At 62.6% G+C, this 23,477-nt stretch carries 25 protein-coding genes; 10 read left to right on the top strand and 15 right to left on the bottom strand.

Annotated elements, in window-relative coordinates:
• Positions 1 to 97: 97 nt before the first annotated feature.
• Positions 98 to 1,159 carry a bifunctional riboflavin kinase/FAD synthetase gene (locus F3J24_RS11380; protein WP_167006037.1) on the bottom strand — a complete coding sequence of 354 codons (1,062 nt, stop codon included), beginning with the start codon at positions 1,157 to 1,159 and terminating at the stop codon, positions 98 to 100.
• A 182-nt stretch (positions 1,160 to 1,341) separates the two neighbouring features.
• Here F3J24_RS11380 and F3J24_RS11375 point away from each other — a divergent pair, with 182 nt between their 5' ends.
• The gene (locus F3J24_RS11375; RefSeq protein WP_167006034.1) at positions 1,342 to 1,899 is read left to right on the top strand and encodes an HNH endonuclease; all 558 of its coding nucleotides are present in this window, start codon (positions 1,342 to 1,344) and stop codon (positions 1,897 to 1,899) included.
• A 61-nt stretch (positions 1,900 to 1,960) separates the two neighbouring features.
• On the opposite strand, the gene F3J24_RS11370 is transcribed toward F3J24_RS11375, so the two are convergent.
• From F3J24_RS11370 to F3J24_RS11355, 4 genes are read right to left on the bottom strand one after another with little or no spacing between them, the layout of a single operon-like run.
• Positions 1,961 to 2,449, bottom strand: coding sequence for a nucleoside deaminase (locus F3J24_RS11370; protein WP_167006031.1), 489 nt, complete (start codon positions 2,447 to 2,449; stop codon positions 1,961 to 1,963).
• 23 nt (positions 2,450 to 2,472) lie between these two features.
• Positions 2,473 to 2,808 (bottom strand): hydroxyisourate hydrolase, encoded by a 336-nt coding sequence (gene uraH / locus F3J24_RS11365; RefSeq protein WP_167006029.1) that lies wholly within the window; start codon positions 2,806 to 2,808, stop codon positions 2,473 to 2,475.
• A gap of 41 nt (positions 2,809 to 2,849) precedes the next feature.
• Positions 2,850 to 3,365, bottom strand: coding sequence for a hydroxyisourate hydrolase (locus F3J24_RS11360; protein ID WP_167006027.1), 516 nt, complete (start codon positions 3,363 to 3,365; stop codon positions 2,850 to 2,852).
• Positions 3,366 to 3,379: 14 nt separating this feature from the next.
• Positions 3,380 to 4,717: an MFS transporter gene (locus F3J24_RS11355; protein ID WP_167006025.1), complete on the bottom strand. Its 1,338-nt coding sequence runs from the start codon at positions 4,715 to 4,717 to the stop codon at positions 3,380 to 3,382.
• A gap of 130 nt (positions 4,718 to 4,847) precedes the next feature.
• Here F3J24_RS11355 and F3J24_RS11350 point away from each other — a divergent pair, with 130 nt between their 5' ends.
• From F3J24_RS11350 to F3J24_RS11340, 3 genes are all read left to right on the top strand, one after another.
• Positions 4,848 to 5,780, top strand: coding sequence for a LysR family transcriptional regulator (locus F3J24_RS11350; RefSeq protein ID WP_167006022.1), 933 nt, complete (start codon positions 4,848 to 4,850; stop codon positions 5,778 to 5,780).
• 68 nt (positions 5,781 to 5,848) lie between these two features.
• On the top strand, positions 5,849 to 6,400 hold the full coding sequence (uraD, locus tag F3J24_RS11345) for a 2-oxo-4-hydroxy-4-carboxy-5-ureidoimidazoline decarboxylase (RefSeq protein WP_167006019.1): 552 nt from the start codon (positions 5,849 to 5,851) through the stop codon (positions 6,398 to 6,400).
• Positions 6,401 to 6,626: 226 nt separating this feature from the next.
• Positions 6,627 to 7,574, top strand: coding sequence for a bestrophin family protein (locus F3J24_RS11340; protein WP_167006016.1), 948 nt, complete (start codon positions 6,627 to 6,629; stop codon positions 7,572 to 7,574).
• Between the two features lie 75 nt (positions 7,575 to 7,649).
• Here the strand turns inward: F3J24_RS11340 and F3J24_RS11335 are convergent, their stop codons facing one another.
• From F3J24_RS11335 to F3J24_RS11320, 4 genes are all read right to left on the bottom strand, one after another.
• Entirely contained in the window at positions 7,650 to 8,144 is a 495-nt protein-coding gene (locus F3J24_RS11335; protein ID WP_167006013.1) for a nucleoside deaminase, read from the bottom strand.
• Positions 8,145 to 8,307: 163 nt separating this feature from the next.
• Positions 8,308 to 9,423, bottom strand: a complete 1,116-nt coding sequence (locus tag F3J24_RS11330) for an acyl-CoA dehydrogenase family protein (protein ID WP_167006008.1) — start codon at positions 9,421 to 9,423, stop codon at positions 8,308 to 8,310.
• A gap of 131 nt (positions 9,424 to 9,554) precedes the next feature.
• Positions 9,555 to 10,736 carry an acyl-CoA dehydrogenase family protein gene (locus tag F3J24_RS11325; RefSeq protein WP_167006004.1) on the bottom strand — a complete coding sequence of 394 codons (1,182 nt, stop codon included), beginning with the start codon at positions 10,734 to 10,736 and terminating at the stop codon, positions 9,555 to 9,557.
• A 235-nt stretch (positions 10,737 to 10,971) separates the two neighbouring features.
• Positions 10,972 to 11,658 (bottom strand): YceH family protein, encoded by a 687-nt coding sequence (locus F3J24_RS11320; RefSeq protein ID WP_167006001.1) that lies wholly within the window; start codon positions 11,656 to 11,658, stop codon positions 10,972 to 10,974.
• An 86-nt stretch (positions 11,659 to 11,744) separates the two neighbouring features.
• On the opposite strand from F3J24_RS11320, the gene purN reads away from it, so the two are divergent.
• On the top strand, positions 11,745 to 12,323 hold the full coding sequence (gene purN / locus F3J24_RS11315) for a phosphoribosylglycinamide formyltransferase (RefSeq protein ID WP_167005999.1): 579 nt from the start codon (positions 11,745 to 11,747) through the stop codon (positions 12,321 to 12,323).
• A 51-nt stretch (positions 12,324 to 12,374) separates the two neighbouring features.
• Here the strand turns inward: purN and F3J24_RS11310 are convergent, their stop codons facing one another.
• The gene (locus tag F3J24_RS11310) at positions 12,375 to 12,632 is read right to left on the bottom strand and encodes a DUF1653 domain-containing protein (protein ID WP_167005996.1); all 258 of its coding nucleotides are present in this window, start codon (positions 12,630 to 12,632) and stop codon (positions 12,375 to 12,377) included.
• Positions 12,633 to 12,772: 140 nt separating this feature from the next.
• Between F3J24_RS11310 and F3J24_RS11305 the strand changes: the two genes are divergently transcribed.
• Together F3J24_RS11305 and F3J24_RS11300 are read left to right on the top strand one after the other, a co-directional pair.
• The gene (locus F3J24_RS11305) at positions 12,773 to 14,104 is read left to right on the top strand and encodes an RsmB/NOP family class I SAM-dependent RNA methyltransferase (RefSeq protein WP_167005992.1); all 1,332 of its coding nucleotides are present in this window, start codon (positions 12,773 to 12,775) and stop codon (positions 14,102 to 14,104) included.
• A gap of 123 nt (positions 14,105 to 14,227) precedes the next feature.
• Positions 14,228 to 15,448, top strand: a complete 1,221-nt coding sequence (locus F3J24_RS11300; protein ID WP_167005990.1) for a fatty acid desaturase — start codon at positions 14,228 to 14,230, stop codon at positions 15,446 to 15,448.
• On the opposite strand, the gene F3J24_RS11295 is transcribed toward F3J24_RS11300, so the two are convergent.
• Positions 15,423 to 15,818, bottom strand: a complete 396-nt coding sequence (locus tag F3J24_RS11295) for a hypothetical protein (protein ID WP_167005987.1) — start codon at positions 15,816 to 15,818, stop codon at positions 15,423 to 15,425. The genes F3J24_RS11300 and F3J24_RS11295 overlap by 26 nt on opposite strands.
• Before the next feature lie 198 nt (positions 15,819 to 16,016).
• Between F3J24_RS11295 and F3J24_RS11290 the strand changes: the two genes are divergently transcribed.
• Positions 16,017 to 17,543, top strand: a complete 1,527-nt coding sequence (locus F3J24_RS11290) for a PLP-dependent aminotransferase family protein (protein ID WP_240154314.1) — start codon at positions 16,017 to 16,019, stop codon at positions 17,541 to 17,543.
• A 16-nt stretch (positions 17,544 to 17,559) separates the two neighbouring features.
• On the opposite strand, the gene F3J24_RS11285 is transcribed toward F3J24_RS11290, so the two are convergent.
• The 4 genes from F3J24_RS11285 to trxB form a co-directional block, all read right to left on the bottom strand.
• Complete coding sequence (locus tag F3J24_RS11285; RefSeq protein WP_167005984.1) at positions 17,560 to 18,321, bottom strand: hypothetical protein; 762 nt, start codon at positions 18,319 to 18,321, stop codon at positions 17,560 to 17,562.
• Positions 18,322 to 18,460: 139 nt separating this feature from the next.
• Positions 18,461 to 18,631 carry a 50S ribosomal protein L33 gene (rpmG, locus tag F3J24_RS11280; protein WP_003058233.1) on the bottom strand — a complete coding sequence of 57 codons (171 nt, stop codon included), beginning with the start codon at positions 18,629 to 18,631 and terminating at the stop codon, positions 18,461 to 18,463.
• Between the two features lie 20 nt (positions 18,632 to 18,651).
• Complete coding sequence (gene rpmB / locus F3J24_RS11275; protein WP_003058229.1) at positions 18,652 to 18,885, bottom strand: 50S ribosomal protein L28; 234 nt, start codon at positions 18,883 to 18,885, stop codon at positions 18,652 to 18,654.
• A gap of 277 nt (positions 18,886 to 19,162) precedes the next feature.
• Positions 19,163 to 20,116 (bottom strand): thioredoxin-disulfide reductase, encoded by a 954-nt coding sequence (trxB, locus tag F3J24_RS11270; protein ID WP_167005981.1) that lies wholly within the window; start codon positions 20,114 to 20,116, stop codon positions 19,163 to 19,165.
• A 258-nt stretch (positions 20,117 to 20,374) separates the two neighbouring features.
• On the opposite strand from trxB, the gene F3J24_RS11265 reads away from it, so the two are divergent.
• Positions 20,375 to 22,735, top strand: coding sequence for a DNA translocase FtsK (locus F3J24_RS11265; protein ID WP_167005978.1), 2,361 nt, complete (start codon positions 20,375 to 20,377; stop codon positions 22,733 to 22,735).
• 22 nt (positions 22,736 to 22,757) lie between these two features.
• Positions 22,758 to 23,393 (top strand): outer membrane lipoprotein chaperone LolA, encoded by a 636-nt coding sequence (gene lolA, locus F3J24_RS11260; RefSeq protein ID WP_167005975.1) that lies wholly within the window; start codon positions 22,758 to 22,760, stop codon positions 23,391 to 23,393.
• The last annotated feature ends 84 nt before the right edge of the window (positions 23,394 to 23,477 follow it).

Below are 23,477 nucleotides of genomic sequence, written 5' to 3'. Positions count from 1 at the left end.
TTGAAAGCAATGCAATGCCCGGGCAGTTCTGCCTGGGCGTGAATGGTGAGGTGAGCGCCAGTGCGCTGCTGCGCCTGGGACGTGCGAGCAGCGAGCGTCAAATTCGGTCGCGCGTGGTCTGGCGACGAGTCTCTGTGTGCGACGAGGTATGGGACGGTATGTGGGCCGAGGCGAAAAACGCGCGCGCGTCATCGCAGTCCTTGGCGATGCCGACCGTCAGGGCATCGAGACTGTCATACTTCAGCTCGTCGTGCAGTTTGTGCAGAAGTTCCACGCGGATGATTTTACCGTAGGCACCTTCTCCACCCAGTTGGGCGGGCCAATCGAAACAGTGGGTCTCCAGCAGCACCCGTCCGCCGTTGATGTCGTTGGGGTCCAGCGAGGGGCGCACGCCCAGGTTGGCCACGCCCTGCAGCGGCTTGTCCGTCAGACCATGCACCAGCACGGCAAAAATGCCGCTGGCGGCAGGCTTCCAGTGGTCGAAGCGCAGATTCAGCGTGCGAAAGCCGTCCTCGGCTCCGTCTATGGATTCGGCCAGCTTGCGGCCCAACTTGCGACCGTGCACCACATGGCCCGAGATGCGGTAGGGGTGGCCCAACAGCTTGGCGGCCTGAAGCATGTCGCCGGCCGCCAGCGCCTCGCGCACGGCCGTGCTGGAGACGCGCAGGCCATGGACTTCATAGCTGTTCATGCGCGCCACATCAAAGCCCAGGGCCTGGCCGGCGTTGTCCAGCATGGCGTAATCGCCAGCGCGCTTGGCACCGAAGCGGAAGTCGTCGCCCACCAGCACGTATTTGGCGCCCAGGCCAGAGATCAGCACATCTTGAATGAAGTCTTCGGGGCTCTGACTGGCCAGAGCCTGGTTGAAGGGCAGGATCACGACTTGATCGACGCCGCAGACCTCGAGCTGGCTGAGCTTGTCGCGTAGTGTGCCCACGCGGGCCGGGGCCATCTCAGGCTTGCCCAGCTTCTTGGCAAAGTAGTCGCGCGGGTGCGGCTCGAAGGTCATGGCGCAGCTGGGGATGCCGCGTTGGGCTGCCTCGGCCTTGAGCAGGCCCAGCATGGCTTGATGTCCCCGGTGTACACCATCGAAATTGCCGATTGTCACAGCGCAGGCCGGGGCCAGGCCGGGATGATTGATACCGCGGAAAATCTTCATGGACTGCTTCGTTCTTTATAGCAACTGGCGCCGATGCATGCGACACAAGCCGTCAATTTGACATAGTTTCAGAGTATATTGCTTCAAATCAGGCAGCCGTGGAGGCTGCATGAGTGTGCCCAAAAGCGCCAAGACGCTTGTCCGTTTTCCGTGGTCCAAGTTTGACTGTATGGAGGCTGGTTGTGAAAGTCTTGAAGCTGACAGCCCAGGGGCTGCCGCAGTCCTGGGTAACGCTGGAGCAGGCGGCGCTGCATTACGCAGCAGAAGAGGTGCGCTGGGAAGCCGGTGTCGAAATCGCCTGCTTTCGTGGTGGCCACAATGCGGTGACGGGCAAGCAGTCAGTCATTCACATCAACTCCATCATCGGCACCAAGGGCATGCCGAACATCAACCCGCACGAGTTGCTGCCGGGGCTGACGAACGGCAAACTTTTTGCACGTGACCGCTGTGTCTGCGCCTATTGCGGGCGGCAATTCCACGAGGGCGATCTCACACGCGAGCACATTGTCCCCGTGAGCACCGGCGGGCAGCATAGCTGGATGAATCTGGTCACGGCCTGCCGCGCCTGCAACCACCGCAAGGGGGCCAGAACACCGGAGCAGGCCCGCATGCCTCTGCTCTACACGCCCTACACGCCCACGCTGTGGGAGGATTTCATCCTGAGAAACCGCCGCATTCTGGCCGACCAGATGGAGTTTCTTGTGGCCCATGTGCCGCGTGGATCGCGCTGGCGCAGCTGAAAAGCAAAAAAGCCCCGGGCTGGAACGCGCGGGGCTGTGAAGAGAGGACGCAGGCAGTAGATCAGGCGGTGGTGGCAACGGCCTTTTGCCAGGCCTCGTAGAGGTCTTCGCCCGTGTCGCGCACGCGCTGGCCGATCAGGGCCATCTCGCGCTGGTCTTCGGGCTTGGCCAGTTCCACATAGCCACGCGCGGCCGACAGGTCGTAGGGCTCGCCGTCTTCGTTGGAGTAGGCGAAGTAGACCTGCTTCACGCCGGCCAGCAGCATGGCCGTGTAGCACATGGAGCAGGGGTAGCCGCTGGCATACATGACGGCTCCCGACAGATCGGTGCTGCCCTGGGCCTTGGCCCCTATGCGCAGGGCCTGCATCTCGGCGTGGGCCGAAGGGTCGCAGAGCTCATCCACCTGGTTGACGGCGCGGGCCAGCACCTGGCCGTCCCTGACCAGCACGGCGCCGAAGGGCCAGGTCGCGGATTCGCGGCCCTTGACATTGCCCATGGCCAGGCGGATGGATTCAAGCAGGTATTTGCCGCTTTCGTTTTCGTTCTTCATAGAGTTGTTCTCCTTGGTAAAAATCAGCTGCCGCGGTAGGTGTTGAAGAACCACGGCGAGCACAGCATGGGCACGTGGTAGTGCTGGGCCGCGTCGAAGATGGAAAAGCGCACCAGCACTTCTTCCGACAGCGCCGTGGGCTCCTTGAAGTGCTCGCCCGTGTAAAAGCGCAGCTCGAAGTCCCCGGTACGGGCCGCGGCGGCGGGCAGCATGGGGGCTTCGGTGCGGCCGTCGGCATTGGTGCGGGTGCTGCTCAGGCGCTGCGCCGGGGTCTGCGCTACGTCGTAGAGTTCCACCCGCATGCCAGCGATGGGACGTCCGCTGGTGAGGTTGAGTACATGGGTGCTGATGCCTGCCATGGTGTTCTTTCGGTGGGTTGCGATAGAGCGGTGTCGCGGCCTCAGCTGCCGCGCGAATAGGTGTAGCTCCAGGGGCCGAACTGAATGGGCAGGTGGATGCGCTCTGCGGTGTTCACGATCTGGAAGCGCACCGGAACCTTGGACAGAAAGGCCGGGCGTGGCAGCCTGGCGTCCTTGGCCGCAAAGTACTCGTCCACATGCAGCAGCATTTCGTAGCGGCCGCTGCGGTAGCTGTCGTCGATCAGTAGCGGTTCGTCGGCACGGCCGTTGGCATTCACGACAAAGCTGTGTATCGGCACATAGGTCTCGCCGTCGAAGCGCGAGAAGTCGATGCGCAAGCCCGTGGCCGCAGAACCATGGAAGGTGTCCACGGCATGCATGGTCAGGCGCGGGCTGACGCCATGCAGCACGATGGGGCCGGTGGCCTGGGCGGGCGCTACCGGGGCCTTGTCGGCGGCCAGTGCGCCGTGTGTGCCCGTCAGGGCCGAGGCGCCGAGCGCCAGGCCCGAGAGTGCAAACTGCCGGCGCGACGGGGTTGATGTGTGTGTGGAATGCATGCGGGATGACTCCTTCAGGCGTTCTTGCGGCGCTGGATGCGGGCGACGAAGGCGATGGCGAGAACCGCTGCCAGGGCTTCCACGATGGCCACCAGGTACAGGCCCGGAGCGACCTTGCCGGTAGAGGCCTTGATTACGCCCATCAGATAAGGGGCGCCGAAGCCGGCCAGATTGGCCACCGAATTGATCAGCGCCACGCCCACGGCGGCTGCGCCGCCGCTGAGCAGCATATTGGGCATCTGCCAGAAGACGGGAATCGCGCTCATGGTGCCCACCAGTGCCAGAACCATGGCCGTCAGTGCCACCACAACGGGGATGCTGTCCATGCCCATGGTGACGGCCAGGGCCAGCATGCCCGCGGCGCCCAGCAGGACCGAGCCCGCAAAGTGCCAGCGCACCTCACCACGGTGGTCGGAATGGCGGCCGTTGATGATCATGCCGGCCGCGCCGAGCAGATAGGCTGCACCGGCGATCCAGCCCACCTGCATGGTGGATGTGAAGCCGGCTTCGCGAATCACGGTGGGAATCCAGAAGGTCAGCGTGGAGTTGGCGCACAGCAGGCAGAAGAACACGGCGATCAGCAGCCACACCATGGGGTTGCCGAACAGGGTGCGCCAGTCGCTGTGGCGCTCGCCCTGGGCCTTCTGGTCGATCTCGAGCTGCTGGCGCACGACGGCGCGGTCCGTGTCGGTGAGCCATTTGGCTTGCTCGGGACGGTCGGTCATGTAGAAGTAGGCAAAGATGCCGGCCAGAACCGAGGGAATGCCTTCGATGATGAACAGCCACTGCCAGCCGTGCATGCCGTGCGCGCCTGCGGCCCAGGTCATGATGCCGCCAGCCAGCGGGCCGCCGATGACGCCGGCGATGGCCGAGGCCGACATGAAGGTGCCGAAGGCCTTGGCGCGGCGCTTGGACGGATACCAGAAGGTCAGGTAGAGGATGATGCCGGGGTAGAAGCCGGCCTCGAACACGCCCATCAGAAAGCGCAGGATGTAGAACTGGGTCGGTGACGTCACCCAGGCCTGCAAGATGCAGATCAGGCCCCAGCCTATGGTGATGCGCATCACCGTCTTCTTGGCGCCTATCTTCTGCAGCAGCATGTTGGACGGCACTTCAAACAGGAAGTAACCGATGAAGAAGATGCCGGCACCCAGGCCGTAGACGGCTTCGCTGAACTTCAGGTCGTCGAGCATCTGCAGCTTGGCGAAGCCGATATTGACGCGGTCCAGCCAGGCCAGCACCCACAGCACGCCCAGAAAGGGCAGCAGGCGCCAGGAAATCTTGGAATAGGTGGCGTCGACCTGATCGACGGAAGCAGCGGTGCCGCTGATCGGCACATGATGAGCACTCATGGCAAGTCCTTGTCTCGGAAATTTGTTGTTGGGTTTGCGGACACTTGCATGGTCGCGACTTGTGGCGATATGCGAAACTAAGCGCCTGCTATGAGCCGCATAGCAAAATGCATATCTCTAGGGAAAACACGTGTCTCGCAGCGAAGAACCGTTCGATACCTATTTGCTGCGCGTGCTGTGCACCTTGATCAGCGAGAAAAGCGTGTCGCGCGCGGCAATACGCCTGAATCAGTCTCAGCCGGCCATCAGCGCGGCGCTGCGGCGCTTGCGGGCCATCTTCAACGACCCGCTGCTGGTGCGGGACAAGAACCGCATGGTGCCGACGGCGCGCGCGCTTCAGGCGGTGGAGCAGGCACGTGCGGCGCTGGGGTTGATCGACGGTCTGCTGAGCGTCGGCAAGGAATTTGTGGCCGAGACCACCCAGCTGCGCTTCACCATCGCCATGCCCGACTATCTGGCGCCGCCCTTCATGGCGCGCGTGGTCCAGCTCATGCGTGCGCAGGCGCCGGGCGCGAGACTGGTCCTGCTGCCGCTGGGCCAGAACTTCGACTACGAGCAGGCCCTGCAAAGTGGCGAGGTGGATATCGTCATCGGCAACTGGCCGAGTCCGCCCGAGCATTTGCACATGTCCACGCTGCTCGAGGACGAGGTGGTCTGCCTGCTCGACGAGAAGCATCCTCTGGCCGGGCCGGGCCGGCTCACGGCCGAGCACTATCTGCAGGCCGCGCATGTGGTGTTCACGCCTTACTCGCCCGATCAGCGCGGTGTGGTGGAGAGCAGTCTGGGCACCATGCGCGTGAGCCGTGACGGCCGCGTGCAGTGCTCGCATTTCTCTATGGCGCCGGACCTGCTGGTGGGCACCGACCTGCTGCTGACCACCAGCCGCCATTTCGCGGCCTACCACGCAAGGCGGCTGCCGCTGGCCATGGTGCCTCTGCCCATGGGCAACCGCGTCATGCGCTTCTACCAGCTCTGGCATTCGTCCCGGCACCGGGATGCCTCCCATATCTGGCTGCGCGCACTGCTCAATCAGGCCTCGCAGGTGCTGACGACATCGACGTAGCCGGCTGCTATACGGGCTATAACAAGCCAGCACTGTGAGGCGGCAAATGCGCTTCCTACACTGGCTTCATGACCAGCACCACTACCCCCTCCATCCCCACGCTCGACGAGCTCAACACCATGACGCAGGCGGCCTTTGCGGCCGCACTCGGCGAGGTTTTCGAATACGCCCCCTGGGTGGCCGAGGCGGCTGCACAGCAGCGCCCCTTCGTCAGCCTGGACGCTCTGCACCAGGCCATGCTGGCCGCCGTGCATGGCAGCCCGCGCGAGCAAACCCTGCGCTTTCTCTGTGGCCACCCCGAGCTGTCGGTAAGTGCCGTGCGCTCCGGCACGCTGACCGTTGACTCCCAGCAGGAGCAGCAAAGCGCAGGCCTGGGGGATCTGGCGCAGGAACAGGGCGAGCGCCTGGCCGAGCTGAACCAGGCCTACCGCACGCGCCATGGCTTTCCCTTCATCGCCTGCGTGCGCCACTACACGCGCGTTGGCCTGTTCGCCGAGCTGGCCTCGCGCGCCGAGCGCGACACCGAGCAGGAGTTCGTTGAAGCCCTGCGCCAGATCGGCTTCATCAGCCGTCTGCGCCTGTCGCAACGCGTGAGTGCTGGCAGCCTGCAGGCCGCCTGAGCGCCCGTACGGCTGCCCAAGCCCGCAATGCGGGGCTTTCCCGCACTTGCGGTGTTTTCAGGCCGGTTGGCGCCGGATGTCGGAGAGCGTGACCCGTGTATCGGTCCGCACGGATTGCGCTGGCACGGGGCGGGCTGCCTACTGCCGCAGTGGGAGTTCTCTGCGCTGGCTGAAATCCCCGCATGCTTGTGATTGAATTCGGGTTTAGACCTCATTTCTCGTTTTCATGATCGTCAGAGATCGCCCGTCGGGCTTCAAGCTGCTGTGGATTGTCCGGGGCTCGGTGCTGCAACGCATCAAAGGCGTGCTCGCCGTCAATATCGTGCTGGCCATCATCGTCACCGTGGCGCATGGCACGCTGTTTCACACCAAGATCCCCATCACGCCGATTCCATTCACCCTGATCGGTCTGCCGCTGGCGATTTTTCTGGGCTTTCGCAACAACACCGCGTATGCGCGCTACTGGGAGGGCCGCAAGCTCTGGGGCGAGATCGTGATCTATGCACGCACGCTGGCGCGCCAGTGCCTGAGCCTGATTGAACTCGACCACCCCGTAGACCCGCGCCAGCGGGCCAACGATGTACGGGTGCGCATGGTGCACCGGGCCGTGGCTTTTTCTCATGTGCTGCGGGCGCAGCTGCGCTGCCTCAAGGACGATGTGGCTGCCCAGCAGTGGCTGACCCATGCCGAGTGGCAGCGCCTGCAACTGCTGCCATTGAATCAGCGCACCGATGCGCTGATGCTGGCCATGGGTCAGGATCTGGGGCAGTGCGTGCGCGACAGGCGCATAGACCCCTGCCTGGCCGTGGAGCTGGACCGCACCCTCAATGGCTTCACGACGGCTGCAGCCTCCTGCGAGCGCATCCGCAACACGCCGATTCCGTTTTCCTACACCTTGCTGCTGCACCGTACGGCCCATCTGTACTGCTTTTTGCTGCCGTTCGGCCTGGTGGACATCACGGGCTTCATGACGCCATTTGTCGTGGCCATCGTGGCCTATACCTTCTACGGTCTCGATGTTCTGGGCGACGAGCTGGAGGAGCCGTTCGGCATGGAAAGCAACGATCTGGCGCTGGACAGCATCTGCCGCAGCATAGAGATCAGCCTCAGCCAGTCTCTGGGCGATCCCCAGGTTCCGGCACCGCTCAAGCCGGTGGACTATCTGCTGACCTGAGGCTCTCCACAATGCAAAAGCCCTGAACTCATCACTCAGGGCTTTGTTTCTGATAGCGCCTGGCGCCAATGCCGCCTAGACCGTGGCGCGATCCTCGTCCACGGCCTTTTGCCAGGCCTCGTAGAGGTCTTCGCCGGCATCGCGCACGCGGTGGCCGATGACGAGCAGTTCGCGCCTGCCTTCGGGGCGGGCCAGCTCCTCATAGCCGCGCGCAGCCGACAGGTCGTAGGGCTCGCCGTCTTCGTTGGAGTAGGCGAAATACACCTGCTTCACGCCGGCCAGCAGCATGGCGGTGTGGCACATGGCGCAGGGGTAGCCGCTGGCATACATGACAGCGCCGGACAGATCCGTGCTGCCCAGGGCCTTGGCGGCAATGCGCAGGGCCTGCATCTCGGCGTGGGCCGTGGGATCGCACAGATCATCAACCTGGTTGACGGCGCGCGCCAGGATCTTGCCGTCACGCACCAGCACGGCACCGAAGGGCCAGGTCGCGGATTCGCGGCCCTTGACATTGCCCATGGCCAGGCGGATGGACTCCAGCAGATACTTTTCGCTGTCTTGCTTGCTCATGCATGTCTCCTTTGACTCTTGTGAATGGCGCAAGAATCATAGGAAGAGCGGCAGGGTCCATAGCGCATGCAGGAAGCAAAACAGCACGCCGAAGCGTGCTGTTGACTTTTAGTTTTAGGTTGAATGCAGTTGCCGTAATTTTGATGAGTGTTGATGCAGGCTTTCAGGCAAAGACGCCGGCGCTGTCCTGCATATGGGCCGATACCGTGCCCAGGTGGTGCAAGGTGTCGCCACCCGTCATCTCCATCTGGGTCAGGCGTTTGAAGTAGTGGCTGCCCACATACTCGTCTGTCACACCGATGCCGCCATGCAGCTGCACGGCCTGCTGGCCCACATAGCGCATGGACTGACCCAGCTGCACCTTGGCGCGGGCGATGGCGACATGGCGCTCCTCGGCTGGCGCTACCAGCTTGAGCGTGCCGTAGTAGCTCATGGAGCGTGCCAGCTCCAGCTGCATCTTCATGTCGGCCACGCGGTGGCGCAGGGCCTGGAAGCTGGAGATCACCACGCCGAACTGCTTGCGCTGGTTCATGTACTCGGTGGTGAGCTTGAGCGTCTGCTCCATCACGCCCACACCTTCGGCGCAAAGCGCAGCATTGGCCACATCCTGCGCCAGGGTGAGTGCGGCCACGCCGTTGGTGGTGATCAGGGTGGCCGATGCGGCATGGCAGACCAGGTCGGCCGCGCGCCCTTCGTCCTGGGTGGCATAGGGTTTGCTGCTCACGCCCTCGCGGCCGTTCTCGACGAGGAAGAGCGCAATCTTGCCGTCGAGCTGTGCCGGCACGATGAAGGCGTCGGCCTGGTCGCCTGCAGGAACAATGTTTTTCGTAGCATCTACCGTATAGCCATCGGCGGATTTGGAGGCTTTTGCAGCGCAAACATCAATCTGGTAGCGCGCCTTGCGCTCCTGCGATGCGAGCACCACCAGTTTTTCACCGCTGGCGATACGGGGCAGCCAGGCTTGCTTGACGGCCTCGTCACCAAACTGGCCGAGCAGGGCAGAGGCCACGAAAGCCTGGGTCAGCGGCTCCATCACCAGACCGCGGCCCAGCTCCTCCATGACCACCATTACATCGACCGCGCCTTGGCCCAGGCCGCCATATTGCTCGGGCACTGTGAGGGCCGTCAGGCCCAGCTCGGCCAGCTCGTTCCAGACCTCGCGCGAGAAGCCGCCCTGCTTGGCAATGCTCTGGCGTCGCTCGAAGGTATAGCCCTTGTCCACCCAGCGGGCCACGGCATCGCGCAATTGCTGCTGGTCGTCGGAAAAATCGAAATCCATATTTGTCTCCTGCCACCAGGCCGCAATTGGCGCGAAGCGCCAAACCAGCCCAGCGAAGCTCAATCTAGAACCCCCTCCCGGAGGGGGCACGGGGGAGTAGTCCTGTTTCGCAAAGCGAAGCCGGTTCTTGGCTAGCCAAGAACCGTCTGAGCAACGATGTTTCGCTGCACCTCGTTGGAGCCGCCATAGATGGTGGTCTTGCGCATATTGAAGTAGGTTGCGGCCAACGGCGCATTGCCCAGAACGTCGCCAGGAAACTCGCCCTGGTAGCCGGCTTCCATGGCTTCCTGGATATAGGGCAGGGCATAAGGGCCGGCGGCGAGCATCATCAGCTCGGAGTAGCGCTGCTGAATCTCGCTGCCCTTGATCTTGAGCAGGCCGGCGATGTCCAGCGGGTTCTTGCCCGATTTCATGGCCGACAGCACGCGCAGCACCAGCATTTCCAGCGCGATCACATCGATCTCCAGCAAGGCGATCTGGTCACGGAAGCGCTGGTCTTCCCAGACGCTTTCGGTCTTGGCGATGCGCTTGAGGCGCTCCAGCTCGCGCTTGGCACGGTTCACATCGGCGATATTCGTGCGCTCGTGGCTGAGCAGGTGCTTGGCATAGGTCCAGCCCTTGTTTTCCTCGCCGATCAGCTGGTCAGCAGGCACTTCCACATTGTCGAAAAAGACCTCGTTGACCTCGTGCGAGCCGTCCAGCAGCTTGATGGGGCGCACGGTCACACCGGGCGACTTCATGTCGACCAGCAGGAAGCTGATGCCGGTTTGGGGCTTGCCCTCGTTGCTGGTGCGCACCAGGCAGAAGATCCACTCGCCGTACTGGCCCAGCGTGGTCCAGGTCTTCTGGCCGTTGACGATGTATTTGTCGCCCACGCGTTCGGCTCGGGTCTTGACGCTGGCGAGGTCCGAGCCCGAGCCCGGTTCGGAATAGCCCTGGCTCCACCAGACTTCGCCACTGGCGATGCCTGGCAGAAAGCGCCGATGCTGCTCCGGCGTGCCATAGGCCATGATCACGGGCGCCACCATCACGGGGCCGAAGGGCACGATGCGCGGCGTGCCGGCGAGTGCGCATTCTTCCTCGAACAGGTGCTTTTGTACGGCGCTCCAGCCGGGGCCGCCAAATTCCTTGGGCCAGCCGTAGCCGAGCCAGCCTTTTTTGCCCAGAATCTTGGCCCAGCGCTGCATGTCGTCACGCGTCAGGTGCAGATCGTTGCGCACCTTGTGCGCAATGTCCTCGGGCAGATTTGCCCGCACCCAGCTGCGGATCTCTTCGCGAAAAGCCTGTTCTTCAGGGGTGAATGCCAAGTCCATGCGTTGTCTCCTGCAAATGCTGGAGATTTGTAGCACGCACGTTCTTTTTCTGGCTGTCCGGGTTGCGACAAATGGTGGGAAACCCCAGGGATAAGCATCCCCTGAGCAGGCTGCGCCTGCCTGCTTTCCCTTGCTTGGCGTGCGCCAGTTTTTGGCACTGGCGGTTCGTTTGTCATGAAACAGGCTGCCAGCGCTTATTGGATAAACGCTGGCAGCTATCAGTTTCTGTCTGGATTTATTCAGCCGGGGCAGCAGGCGGTTTCACACCTAGCGATTCGCACAGCATCTGCACGGTGGCGCGCAGCTGGGCAACTTCGGTTTCGAGCGCATCCACACGCTGCTGCAGGGCCGATGCATTGCCGCCTGTGCTGGCGCTGCCGGTGCTTGCCAGAGCGTTGACATCCACCGGGCCGCAAAGCAGGTGGGCCCAGCGCTGTTCACGGGCACCGGGGCCGCGCGGCAGCTGCACGACCAGCGGACCGCCTTTTTCCTCGCTGCGCTCACGCAGTTCGTCAAGAAAGGCTTCGACCGAGGAAATGTCGGCAAAGCGGTGCCAGCGCTCGGAGTTGATGCGCAGCTCGCCAGCGGTCTGGGGGCCGCGCAGCATCAGCAGGGCCAGCAGCACGGCGGACTGGTCGGGCACGCCAATGCCGCGCGGGAAGTTGTGCTCCCAGCGCGTGGAGCGCACGCTGCTGATTTGCACCGAAAGGGTCTTGAGTCGCAGGCTGTCCAGTGCCTCCTGGGCTTCACCCTCGCTGACCTCCATCACCGGGTCGCGGCTGGATTTCTGGTTGCAGCCCGTGACCAGGCTGTTGAGCGTAAGCGGATAGCTATCGGGTACGGTGCGGGCCTTTTCCATCAGCGTGGCCAGAACGCGGGCTTCGATGGCGCTCAAAGGGGTGTTGCGTGGGTCAAACGGCATGGGATCTCCTCGAAAGTCTTAGGGCAGCGCACAGGAACTGGTGCAAACCCGATAGGGTTTGTCCGTCAATGCGACAATCGCCGCCCATGAAAAACATCGTGATCCTCATCTCGGGCGGCGGCTCGAACATGGCTGCCATTGTGCGTGCATCCCAGCAGCAGAACTGGGCAAAGCAGTACAACGCCCGTGTGAGCGCCGTGGTGAGCAACAAGGCCGAGGCTCAAGGCCTGGTGTTCGCGCGGGACAATGGCATCGCCACCGAGGTTCTGGATCACAAGCAGTTCGACAGCCGCGAGGCCTTTGATGCCGAGCTGGCACAGGTCATCGATCGCCATGCGCCCGATCTGGTGGTGCTGGCCGGTTTCATGCGCATTCTCACGCCGGGTTTTGTGTCCCGCTACGAAGGCCGGCTGATCAATATCCATCCCTCGCTGCTGCCTGCCTTCACCGGTTTGCACACCCATCAGCGTGCGATTGATGCGGGCTGCAAGTTTGCGGGCTGCACCGTGCATCGCGTGACGGCCGAACTCGACGTGGGCCCCATCCTGGAGCAGGCCGTGGTGCCCGTGTTGCAGGGGGATACGGCCGAGTTACTGGCCGCGCGCGTGCTGGAGCAGGAGCACATCATCTATCCCCAGGCCGTGCTCAATCTGATCAAAGGATGATTCAGATTTGATAGCTGCTATCGCTTTTCAGGTAAGCGATTGAGCCTGATTTCAGCTTGATTTTTGCGGCTCGACAGGCAGGCGGCGAAAGCGTGGCTGCTCCACGCCATCGATCACCACCGTCTCGTTGAACATCGCCGCGGGGCGCACCCACAGGCCATGCTCGCCATAGAGCGCGCGGTAAAGCGTCATGGGCTCCAGCGTTTCGCTGTGGCGCACGGTGGCTATGACTTCATAGCGCATGCCTTTGTAGTGTTCGTAGAGACCGGGTTCGGTGGTGATGAGTGCAGGCAGATCGTGGACGGACATGATGCTTTAAAAAGATGAGCTGTCAGCGCTTGAAGGAAAAGGGCTGGAGCCCGTTTTTACTATGAATCGCTTTGATTGGCCCAGCGTCATAGATTTCTGGTGCCAGCCAGGGCCAGGGCGAGAGTGGGACAATTGCGCCCATGCATCCCAAAGCCCTTCTCGACGCTTGCTCTGAACTCGTCAAGCGCGCCCTGACATTTGAACACCCGGCCGATGCCGTGGTGTCCCGCTTTTTCCGCGAAAACCGCTATCTGGGCCCGCGCGAACGCGCCACCCTGGCCGAAACCACTTACACCGTGCTGCGCAAGAAGCTGCTGTTCGAAGCGCTCGCGCATTCGGGCAGCGGCGCACGCGAGCGCCGGCTGGCCATTCTGGGCTTTGCTGCCGTGCTGCGCGAGCAGGCCAAGAAGGAAGGCAAGGTCAAGAACAAGGACGGCCAGGACAGCGAGACCTTTATCAAAGCCGCGCTGACGCCCCAGGAACTCAAGTGGCTGGCTGCCTGCGACGGCGTCAAGCCCGAGGAGCTGATGGAGGCACACCGCCACAATCTGCCCGAATGGCTGGTCGAGCCGCTCAAGGCCCAGCTGGGCGACGAGTTCTGGACACTGGCTGCCAGCATGGAGCAGGCCGCTCCGCTGGATCTGCGCGTCAACACGCTCAACGACAAGCGCTCCGATCTGCGCAAGGAACTGGAAAAAGCCGGCATCAAGGCCGAGCCCACACCGTTCTCGCCCATAGGTCTGCGTGTGGACGGCAAGCCCGCGCTGGCCAAGCTCGATGCCTTCAACCGCGGTGCCATCGAGGTGCAGGACGAAGGCTCGCAGCTGCTGGCCCTGATGCTGGACGCCAAGCGCGGCGAAATGGTGGTGGACTTTTGCGCCGGTGCCGGCGGCAAGACCCTGGCGATTGGCGCGTCCATGCGCAATACCGGTCGTCTGTATGCCTTCGACGTTTCGGGTCATCGCCTCGATGCGCTCAAGCCGCGTCTGGCGCGCTCGGGTCTGTCCAATGTGCACCCTGCCGCGATTGCCCACGAGCGCGACGAGCGCGTCAAGCGCCTGGCCGGCAAGATCGACCGCGTGCTGGTCGACGCTCCCTGCTCGGGCCTGGGTACGTTGCGCCGCAACCCCGACCTCAAGTGGCGCCAGAGCGTCAAGGCCGTGCAGGAGCTGACGCAGAAACAGGCAGCCATCCTGGAAAGCAGCGCCCGTCTGGTCAAGGCCGGCGGCCGTCTGATTTATGCCACCTGCTCCATCCTGCCGCAGGAAAACGAAGCCATTGCCGAAGCCTTCAGCGCCGCTCACCCCGAGTTCGTGCCGCTGGACGCGGGCGAGGTGCTGGAGCAGCTCAAGATTGCCGACGGCGACAAGCTCTGCAGCGGCGGTGACGAAGGCAGGCGCTATCTGCGCCTGTGGCCGCACCAGCACGAGACTGACGGGTTTTTCGCCGCTGTTTGGGTGAAAAAGGCGTAACTTCGGTGCAAATCCGGTATCTGCTGCCGGGAAATCGGCAGCAGATCGGCCGGCGTCTCGCCTAAAATGGCACGACCGTGCTTATCGGGTGAGCGCGGTTTTTTGCCAAAGGCTTTGTTATTTATGTCGCTGGATATAGCCTCGATCTGGAATGCCGCCGTGGATTGGATGGCCAATGGCCTGTGGGATCTGTCGTGGTGGCAGCTGCTGCTCTATACGCTGATCACCACCCATTTCACGATTGCGGGTGTCACGATCTTTCTGCACCGCAGCCAGGCTCATCGGGCGCTGGACCTGGGGCCTATTCCCTCGCATTTCTTCCGGTTCTGGCTCTGGCTGGGCACGGGCATGGTGACCAAGGAGTGGGTGGCCATCCACCGCAAGCACCACGCTAAGTGCGAGACCGCGGATGACCCGCACAGCCCGCAGACGCGCGGTCTGGCCAAGGTGATGCGCGAAGGAGCCGAGCTCTACCGCGCCGAGGCCAAGAACGAGGAAACGCTCAAGAAATACGGTCACGGCACGCCCGACGACTGGATGGAGCGCAATATCTATCGCCATTCGGTGATGGGCCCTTCGCTGATGCTCATCCTCAATGTGGCGCTGTTCGGCGCGATCGGCCTGTCGATCTGGGCCGTACAGATGGTCTGGATTCCATTCTGGGCTGCGGGCGTGGTCAACGGCGTGGGGCATTTCTGGGGCTATCGCAACTATGAGGCGACGGATGCCTCCACCAATCTGGTGCCCTGGGGACTCATCATCGGCGGCGAAGAACTGCACAACAACCACCATACCTTCCCCACTTCGGCCAAGTTCTCCGTCAAGCCCTACGAGTTCGACATCGGCTGGGCCTATATCAGCCTCATGCAGAAGCTGGGCTGGGCCAAGGTCAAGAAGACCCCGCCGCGCCTGCGCATGGGCGCCGTCAAGCCCGTGGCAGACGAGCTGACGCTGGAAGCCATCATTGCCAATCGCTACGAGGTCATGGCCCGTTATGCGCGCGGCGTGCGCACGGCGGTTCAGCACGAGCTGGATCTGCTCAAGCAGAAGCAGGCACAGAAGTCGGATGTTTCCCTGCTCAAGGGCGTGCAACGCTGGCTGCACCGCGATGCCGACAAGGTGCCCGAGCGTGCCCAGGGCCAGCTGGCGCAGGCGCGCGCTGCGCACCCGGTGATTGACCAGATGCTGGTCATGCGTGAAGAGCTGCGTCAGCTATGGCTCAACACCAGCCTGAGCCGCGAGCAACTGACCGGCCAGCTGCAGGCCTGGTGCCAGCGCGCCGAAGCCAGCGGCATTGCGGCACTCAAGGATTTCTCCGTCAAGCTGCGCGCTGCCCACGTCTGAGGCCGAGCCTGCCTAGCTGCTGCCAGATTCTGGCAAGCGTGAAGCTCAGGCCTTTTCCCTCTTCAAGCCGCCTGGCTGCCCTGTTCGGGTGGGGGCGGCTTTGCTGTATCCGGGCCGCTGGATACTGAATCCAGGCCGCGCCCGCCGGCGTGCTCAGCTGCACCCAGGTGCGGCTGGGGCAACGCCAGCTTTGCCCGGTCTGCAGCACCATGAGCTGGCCGAAGTGATTGTCGGTAAAGCTCAGCGGCCCTATGGCCAGACGCAGCGGCCCTTGCTGGCAGAACAGTTCGCTGCCTGGTTCAAACAGCAGCGATGCAGCTTGTCCGCTGTTGAGACTATGTGCTTTCGGGGTGAGATCCGGCTGTGACATGGTGGCTAGAGGTCTGTGATTCAGGCCCTCAAGCGTAGGGAAGCGAGGCTTGGCAGAACAGGCACAGCAAGCGTTTTGTGCAGGCGTAGCAGCGCGGATTCTGGTGTATCTGTTCTACCCTGTTTGCTGACAATCTGTATCTGTTGCAGAACAGGTCTTGCTGGCATGATGCCTGCCCGGCCCTGCGTTTTTGTCATCATGCTGACTTCCACCATCTCCGAATCACAGCCTGTCGATGAGGCGGCAAGCGATGCGCTGCTGCCGCTGTATCAACGGCTGGCCGCGCACTACAGCGCAGCCATAGAGCTGGGGAGCCTGAAGCCCGGGGAGCGCATGCCGTCGGTGCGCGAGCTGATGGCGCGGCATGACATCAGCCTCTCGACGGCCTTGCAGGTGCTGCGCTTTCTGGAAGCGCAGGGCTGCCTGGAGGCCCGGCCCCGCGTGGGCTACTTCGTGTGCGCGATGAGGGCGGGTGATATCCCTCTGACCAGCGAGCCGGACCTGAGCCAGCCACTGGCTCCCGGCGCACACGCGCATTTTGTGGGCATTAACGAGCATATTTCGCTGTTGCTCGAGCGCGGCCGTCAGGCCGAGGTCTATATGGATATCGGTGGCTGCACGCCGCCTGCCTCTTTGTTCGATCATCACTATCTGAACAAGACCGTCACCCGGCTGCTGCGCGAGCATCCGACCCTGCTCTCGCAGGGGCGCTCTCTGCTGGCCAATCAGGGCAACCACCCGCTGTTTCAGCAGGCCATGGCCAGACGGGCGCTGGCCTCCGGTATCCGTGTGGCGCCTGCCGATGTGCTGGCAACCACCGGCAATTCCGAAGCGGTGAGCCTGGCGCTGGCTGCCGTGGCGTCGCCCGGCGATATGGTGGCTGTCGAATCGCCGACCTATTACGGCCTGCTGCAGGTGGTGGAATCCCTGCAGCTGAAAACGCTGGAGATTCCTTGCAGCCCACGCACCGGCATGTCCATCGAGGCGCTGGAGCTGGCCTTTCAGACCCAGCCGCGCCTGAAGGCCGTGGTGGTGGTGCCGGATCTGCAGATGCCCCTGGGTGCACGCATGCCGGACGAGAACAAGGCCAGACTCGTGGCCCTGTGTGCAGCCCATGGAGCGGCGCTGATCGAGGACGACTCCTACGGTCTGTTTGTCGAAGGGCTGCCGGTGAAGCCGCTCAAGGCCTGGGACAGCGTCTCCGGGCATGTGATCTATTGCCAGGCCTTCAACAAAAGCCTGGCGCCGGGCCTGCGTCAGGGTTGGATGAATGGCGGCCAATGGCATGGCCGTATCCAGATGCTGAAATTTGCGCAAAGCCGCAATACTCAGACGTTGGGGCAGCTGGTCGTGGCCGAGGTGCTGGGCTCACCCACCCATCAGCGCAGTCTGGAAAAGCTCAGGCAGCAACTCAAGCGCCAGCGCGAGGCCATGGCCAGATTGGTGATACGCCATTTCCCGCTGGGCACGCGCATGAGCCTGCCAGGCGGCGGCCTGTGCCTGTGGCTGGAGTTTCCCGCGCAGATGTCCACCTCGGACTTGTTCACAGTCGCATTGGCGCGCGGCATACGCATTGCACCGGGCAGCATGTTCTCCAATTCCGGCCGGTATGAGCACTGCATGCGTCTGGCCTGCACCCATCCGGTCGACGAACTCATGGAGAGGGCGATGCAGGATCTGGGCGCGATGGCGTGCCGGCAGCTGGGACAGAATCCGCGCTGCTAGCGCTGGGCAAGGTCCTTTATTTCGTCGGCTGACCGGCCATGCACTTGCTCAGGAAGTCTCGGGCCTTGCTGCCCTCCTTGTAGAAGGTGCTGATGACCTCCTTGCCTTCCACGGAGACCTTGAAGCGGGATTCCTCCTCCTCGCCCAGTTCCTTGACCAGCGCCTCGGGTCCGCCCAGTGCGTAGACGATGGCTCCCCATTTGCCACCGGACATGGTGTAGTTGATGGCACCGACCTGCTGGGGGCGGTCCTGGTTCTGGGTCAGCGTGGTTTGGATCTTGCGCGGGCTGGCGGGCTGTGGAATGTCCATGCCAAGAAAGGTCAGCAGGGCACCATTGTGCTTGGCTGTGGGGCCGGAAAGCTGAACGGCGCCGGACATGCTGCCAAAAATCGCCGCACATCCAAGACCCGAGCGCGGGTTCTTCTCGTCATGCGAGAACATCCAGTAGCCCTTGCGCAGCTTCTGGTACTGCGGGTCTTGTGCAATTCTCTGTCCTTCCTTGATCAGTTCCTGACCTTCGCGCAGCAGCTCCAGCTGGCCGCGTGCCAGGCCGCCCAGGGCATCGGCAGGGGAAGGCTCGGCGCGCTGGGGGGCGGAAGGCGCGGAGCTGCTGAATTGTTCGCAGACGGGCACGGAGGCCAGACCCGGAGAGCCGCCGGTCATGCCGACCTGGCGCTGGCCGGGGCCGGGTCCCGTGGGGCAGATGAATGTCTGGCCGAAGACGGCTGGCGACACGGCAAGCGAAAAAAGCAATGTGCTCAGCGTCCTGTGATTCATGTGATCCATCCCTGCTCGTTGCAAAGTGCCCAGTATAGGGATGCTCGCGGCGCTGGTCCTCGCACTGGGACAGGCATGGCGAAGGCGTAAAAAAACCGCCTGCACTTGCGTGAGGCGGTTTTTCAAGAAGCAGGCTGAATTACTTCAGCTTGGTTTCCTTGTACTCGACGTGCTTGCGAGCCTTGGGGTCGAACTTGATGATCGACATCTTTTCAGGCATCGTCTTCTTGTTCTTGGTCGTTGTGTAGAAGTGACCGGTACCAGCAGTGGAAGCCAGCTTGATCTTTTCGCGTCCGCCTTTAGCAGCCATGGTGTTTCTCCTTCAGGAAATTAAGCTTGGCCACGAGCGCGCATGTCTGCGAGCACGGAGTCGATACCGTTCTTGTCGATCAGGCGCAGAGCAGCGCTGGAAACGCGCAGGCGCACCCAACGGTTTTCGCTCTCCACCCAGAAGCGGCGGTATTGCAGGTTGGGGAGGAAACGACGCTTGGTCTTGTTGTTGGCGTGGGAAACATTGTTGCCCACCATGGGCTTCTTGCCCGTAACTTCACATACGCGTGCCATTGGGACACTCCGATAGTTGAATCGGCCGCCGGCTCTGGAATCCTGCAGGAGCAGGAGGTGCCGACAACCTCACCTCGCCAGTTTGTAATGGGTGGCGGTAGCCCGATTGCGGAAGTCCCGAAGCACGGTAAAGCGCGAACCTGGAATTCAGCAAAGTCTGCGATTATAGCGTTCTCGCAAAAAAGCCCCTGGTGCCGGCCAAAACTGGCCAAACCCAAGGGCTTTTGCGCCGAACATGCGCTAACAGCCGCTCAGACGCCGAGGCGTCCTGGCGCTATCAGGATTCCTGTTCCAGGAAGCGCTGGGCGTCCAGGGCTGCCATGCAGCCGGTGCCGGCGCTGGTGATGGCCTGGCGGTAGACATGGTCCTGGCAGTCGCCGGCGGCGAATACGCCGGGCACGCTGGTCTGCGTGGCAAAGCCCTTGAGGCCGCCCTGAGTGACGATGTAGCCGTTTTCCAGCTCCAGCTGACCCTGGAAGATGTCGGTGTTGGGGTGGTGGCCGATGGCGATGAAGGCGCCTTGAAGCTTGACCTCTTCCGTGTGGCCGTCCTGCGTGCTCTTGATACGGATGCCGGTCACGCCGCTCTGGTCGCCCAGCACTTCATCCAGGGTGAAGTAGGTCTTGAGCTCGATCTTGCCTTCCTTGACTTTGTCCATCAGCTTGTCCACGAGGATGGGCTCGGCCTTGAACTTGTCGCGGCGGTGCACCAGGGTGACCTTGCTGGCGATGTTGGACAGATACAGGGCCTCTTCCACGGCCGTGTTGCCGCCGCCGATCACGCAGACAGGCTGCTCGCGATAGAAGAAGCCGTCGCAGGTGGCGCAGGCGGAGACGCCGCGGCCCATGAAAGCTTCCTCGGAAGGCAGGCCCAGGTACTTGGCCGAGGCGCCGGTGGCAATGATCAGCGAGTCGCAGGTGTAGACGCCGCTGTCGCCGGTCAGGGTGAAGGGACGCTTGGAGAAGTCGACCTGGTTGATGTGGTCGAAAACGATTTCGGTCTTGAAGCGCTCGGCATGTTCCTGAAACCGCTGCATCAGTTCGGGGCCTTGCACGCCCATGACGTCGGCAGGCCAGTTGTCCACTTCGGTGGTGGTCATCAGCTGGCCGCCCTGTGCCATGCCGGTGATCAGCAGAGGCTTGAGATTGGCACGGGCGGCGTAGACGGCGGCGGTGTAGCCGGCAGGGCCGGAGCCCAGGATGAGAACTTGTGCGTGTTTGGTAGAGGACATGGAGCGGAACTCTGGAAAAAGCAGGCCGACAACCGGCGCGCGGTCATGAAAACATTGGAAAGATGTGGGAGTATCGCTCCGGATCAAGGTCTGCGCGTGCAGCGGTTTTTAATCACCGGAATTGTTAAAAATGATAGTGATGAAGCGAATCGGGCTGCCGTATGGCTGTTTTGTTGCATGTGCTTGCATTACGCTGAGCGATCGTCTTGGCCGAATGTACCGCTTGGATAAGGGCCTAAGGTAAGCTTGCGCCTGCGTATGACATATACATTGAACGCTTCGAACGCGTCTTCTTCCAGCAAATCAAAATCCCGCGCTGCCGCTCCGCGCTATGGAGTGATTCGCTTCAGCCAGGAGGTTTTGCTGTTGATCGGCCTGCTGGCACTGGTGTTCTGGCTCATGGCCATGTTCACCTACTCGCCGCAAGACGCAGCCTGGTCCACTTCGGGCGCCGGGCAGAGGCCGTTTGTGCATAACTGGATGGGCCGTGTGGGCGCCTGGCTGGCCGATGCCTGCTACTTCGGCTTCGGCATGTCCATCTGGTGGCTGGTGCTGGCCGCCGTGCAGACCTGGGTGACATCGCTGGTGCGCTGGATGCGTGGCGGGGTGAACAAGGATGGCAGTCCTCTGGCGCTGATGCCGCTATGGCGTCGCCGCTTTCTGTTCTGGGGCGGTCTGGCCATTTTGATGATTGCCAGCTGCGCGCTGGAATGGACGCGCCTGTACCGTTTCGAGAATCTGCTGCCCGGCCCCGCTGGCGGCGTGTTTGGTTACATGATGGGCTTCAACGCCCTCAAGTGGCTGGGCTTTGCCGGCTCGGGCCTGATCGGCATCTGCCTGTTCGTGCTGGGCGCCGCCATGGTGTTCGGCTTCTCCTGGGGCAAGCTGGCCGAGGGCCTGGGCGCGCGCCTGGACGGCATGGTGCAGTTCGGGCGTGAGCGCCGCGAAATTGCCAAGGATGTCTCGGCGGGCAAGAAAGCCGCTCGCGAGCGCGAGGAAGTGGTGTTTGACCGAACCGAGGGCGCGATCACGGCACCGGTGCATCAGCCGGTGCAGATCATCGAGCCCGTGCTGCAGGAGGCCAGCCAGCCCAGCGCCCGGGTGGTCAAGGAGCGCCAGAAGCCGTTGTTCACCGATCATCCCGACAGCAAGCTGCCTCAGGTGGATCTGCTGGACCAGGCCCAGCAGCGCCAGGAGCTGGTGTCTGCCGAGACGCTCGAGATGACCAGCCGGCTGATTGAAAAGCGCCTCAAGGACTTTGGCGTGGAAGTGCGTGTGGTTGCGGCCATGCCCGGCCCTGTGATCACGCGCTACGAGATCGAACCCGCCACGGGCGTCAAGGGCTCGCAGATCGTCAATCTGGCCAAGGATCTGGCGCGTTCGCTGTCCCTGGTGTCGATCCGCGTGATCGAGACCATTCCCGGCAAGAACTATATGGCGCTGGAGCTGCCCAATGCCAAGCGCCAGTCGATCCGTTTGTCCGAGGTGCTGGGCTCGCAGGTCTATCATGACGCCAAGAGCCTGCTGACCATGGGACTGGGCAAGGATATCGTGGGCAACCCCGTGGTCGCCGATTTGGCCAAGATGCCCCACGTGCTGGTCGCCGGCACGACCGGCTCGGGCAAGTCCGTGGGTATCAACGCCATGATTCTGTCTCTGCTCTACAAGGCAGAGGCGCGCGATGTGCGTCTGCTCATGATCGACCCCAAGATGCTGGAAATGTCAGTCTATGAAGGCATTCCCCATCTGCTGTGTCCCGTGGTCACCGACATGAAGCAGGCGGCCAACGGCCTGAACTGGTGCGTGGCTGAGATGGAGCGCCGCTACAAGCTCATGAGCAAGCTCGGTGTGCGCAATCTGGCCGGCTACAACAGCAAGATCGACGAGGCCAAGGCGCGCGAGGAGTCGATTCCCAACCCCTTCAGCCTGACGCCCGAGGAGCCCGAGCCGCTGCAGCGCCTGCCGCACATCGTCATCGTGATCGACGAGCTGGCCGATCTGATGATGGTGGTGGGCAAGAAGATCGAAGAGCTCATCGCCCGCCTTGCGCAAAAGGCGCGTGCGGCCGGCATTCATCTGATTCTTGCGACCCAGCGCCCCAGCGTGGACGTGATCACCGGCCTGATCAAGGCCAATATTCCTACGCGTATTGCCTTCCAGGTCTCCAGCAAGATCGACAGCCGCACCGTGCTGGACCAGATGGGCGCCGAAACCCTGCTGGGCATGGGCGACATGCTGTACATGGCCAGCGGCACCGGTCTGCCGATTCGCGTGCATGGCGCTTTTGTCTCCGACGACGAGGTGCACCGTGTGGTCAGCTATCTCAAGGAACAGGGCGATCCCGACTACATCGAAGGCATCCTGGAGGGCGGCTCTGTCGATGGGGAGGGCGGTGATGACGATGGCGAGGGCGGTGGCGAAAAGGACGAGCTGTACGATCAGGCCGTCGAAATCGTGCTGAAGGATCGCAAGGCCAGCATTTCCTATGTCCAGCGCAAGCTGCGCATCGGCTACAACCGCTCGGCCAATCTGCTCGAGCAGATGGAAAAGGCCGGCCTGGTCAGCTCGCTCACATCCAGTGGGCAGCGCGATGTTCTAGTTCCGGCTCGCAGCGAGTGAGCCGCGCACAAGAAGGAGAGTCATGAAACGTCTTTTGACTGCAATTTTGATAGCGGGCAGCGCAAGTGCTGCAATGGCTGATGGCCTGAAAAGCCTTGAGTCCTTCATGAAGAACGCCCAGGCTGGCAAGGCCGACTTCACCCAGTCCGTGACCTCGCCGCCCAAGTCCGGGCAGGAAGCGCGTACCAAGGTCTCCAGCGGCAGCTTCGAATTCCAGCGGCCCGGCAAGTTCCGCTTCAACTACACCAAGCCTTTCGAGCAGCTCATCGTGGCCGACGGCAAGACGCTTTGGCTGTACGACGCCGACCTGAACCAGGTGACGGAGCGCGCTCAGGCTCAGGTGCTGGGCAGCACACCGGCGGCCATCCTGACATCGGCCACCGACCTCAAGGCCTTGAAGGCCGATTTCGAGCTGGGCAACCAGCCTGATGCCGATGGTCTGGAATGGGTGCTGGCCAATCCCAGGCAGAAAGGCGGTCAGCTCAAGAGCGTGCGCATAGGCTTCACACCCGAAGGCAAGCTGGCAGCGCTGGATATCGAGGATAGCTTTGGCCAGCGTTCGCTGATGCAGTTCAAGGGCTTGCAGACCCAGGCTTCGCTGCCGGCATCGACCTTCCACTTCACGGTGCCCAAGGGGGCCGATGTGCTCAAGCAGTGAAAGCGCGGCACGTATCAGTAAAAAGGCCTGCGGATTGTGTCCGCAGGCCTTTTTTATGTGAAATAAGGGTCAATCCCTTGTAGG

Source organism: Comamonas sp. Tr-654, from assembly GCF_011752915.1.
Taxonomy (GTDB): Bacteria; Pseudomonadota; Gammaproteobacteria; order Burkholderiales; family Burkholderiaceae_C; genus Comamonas.
This window is presented reverse-complemented; position numbering and strand designations above follow the sequence as displayed.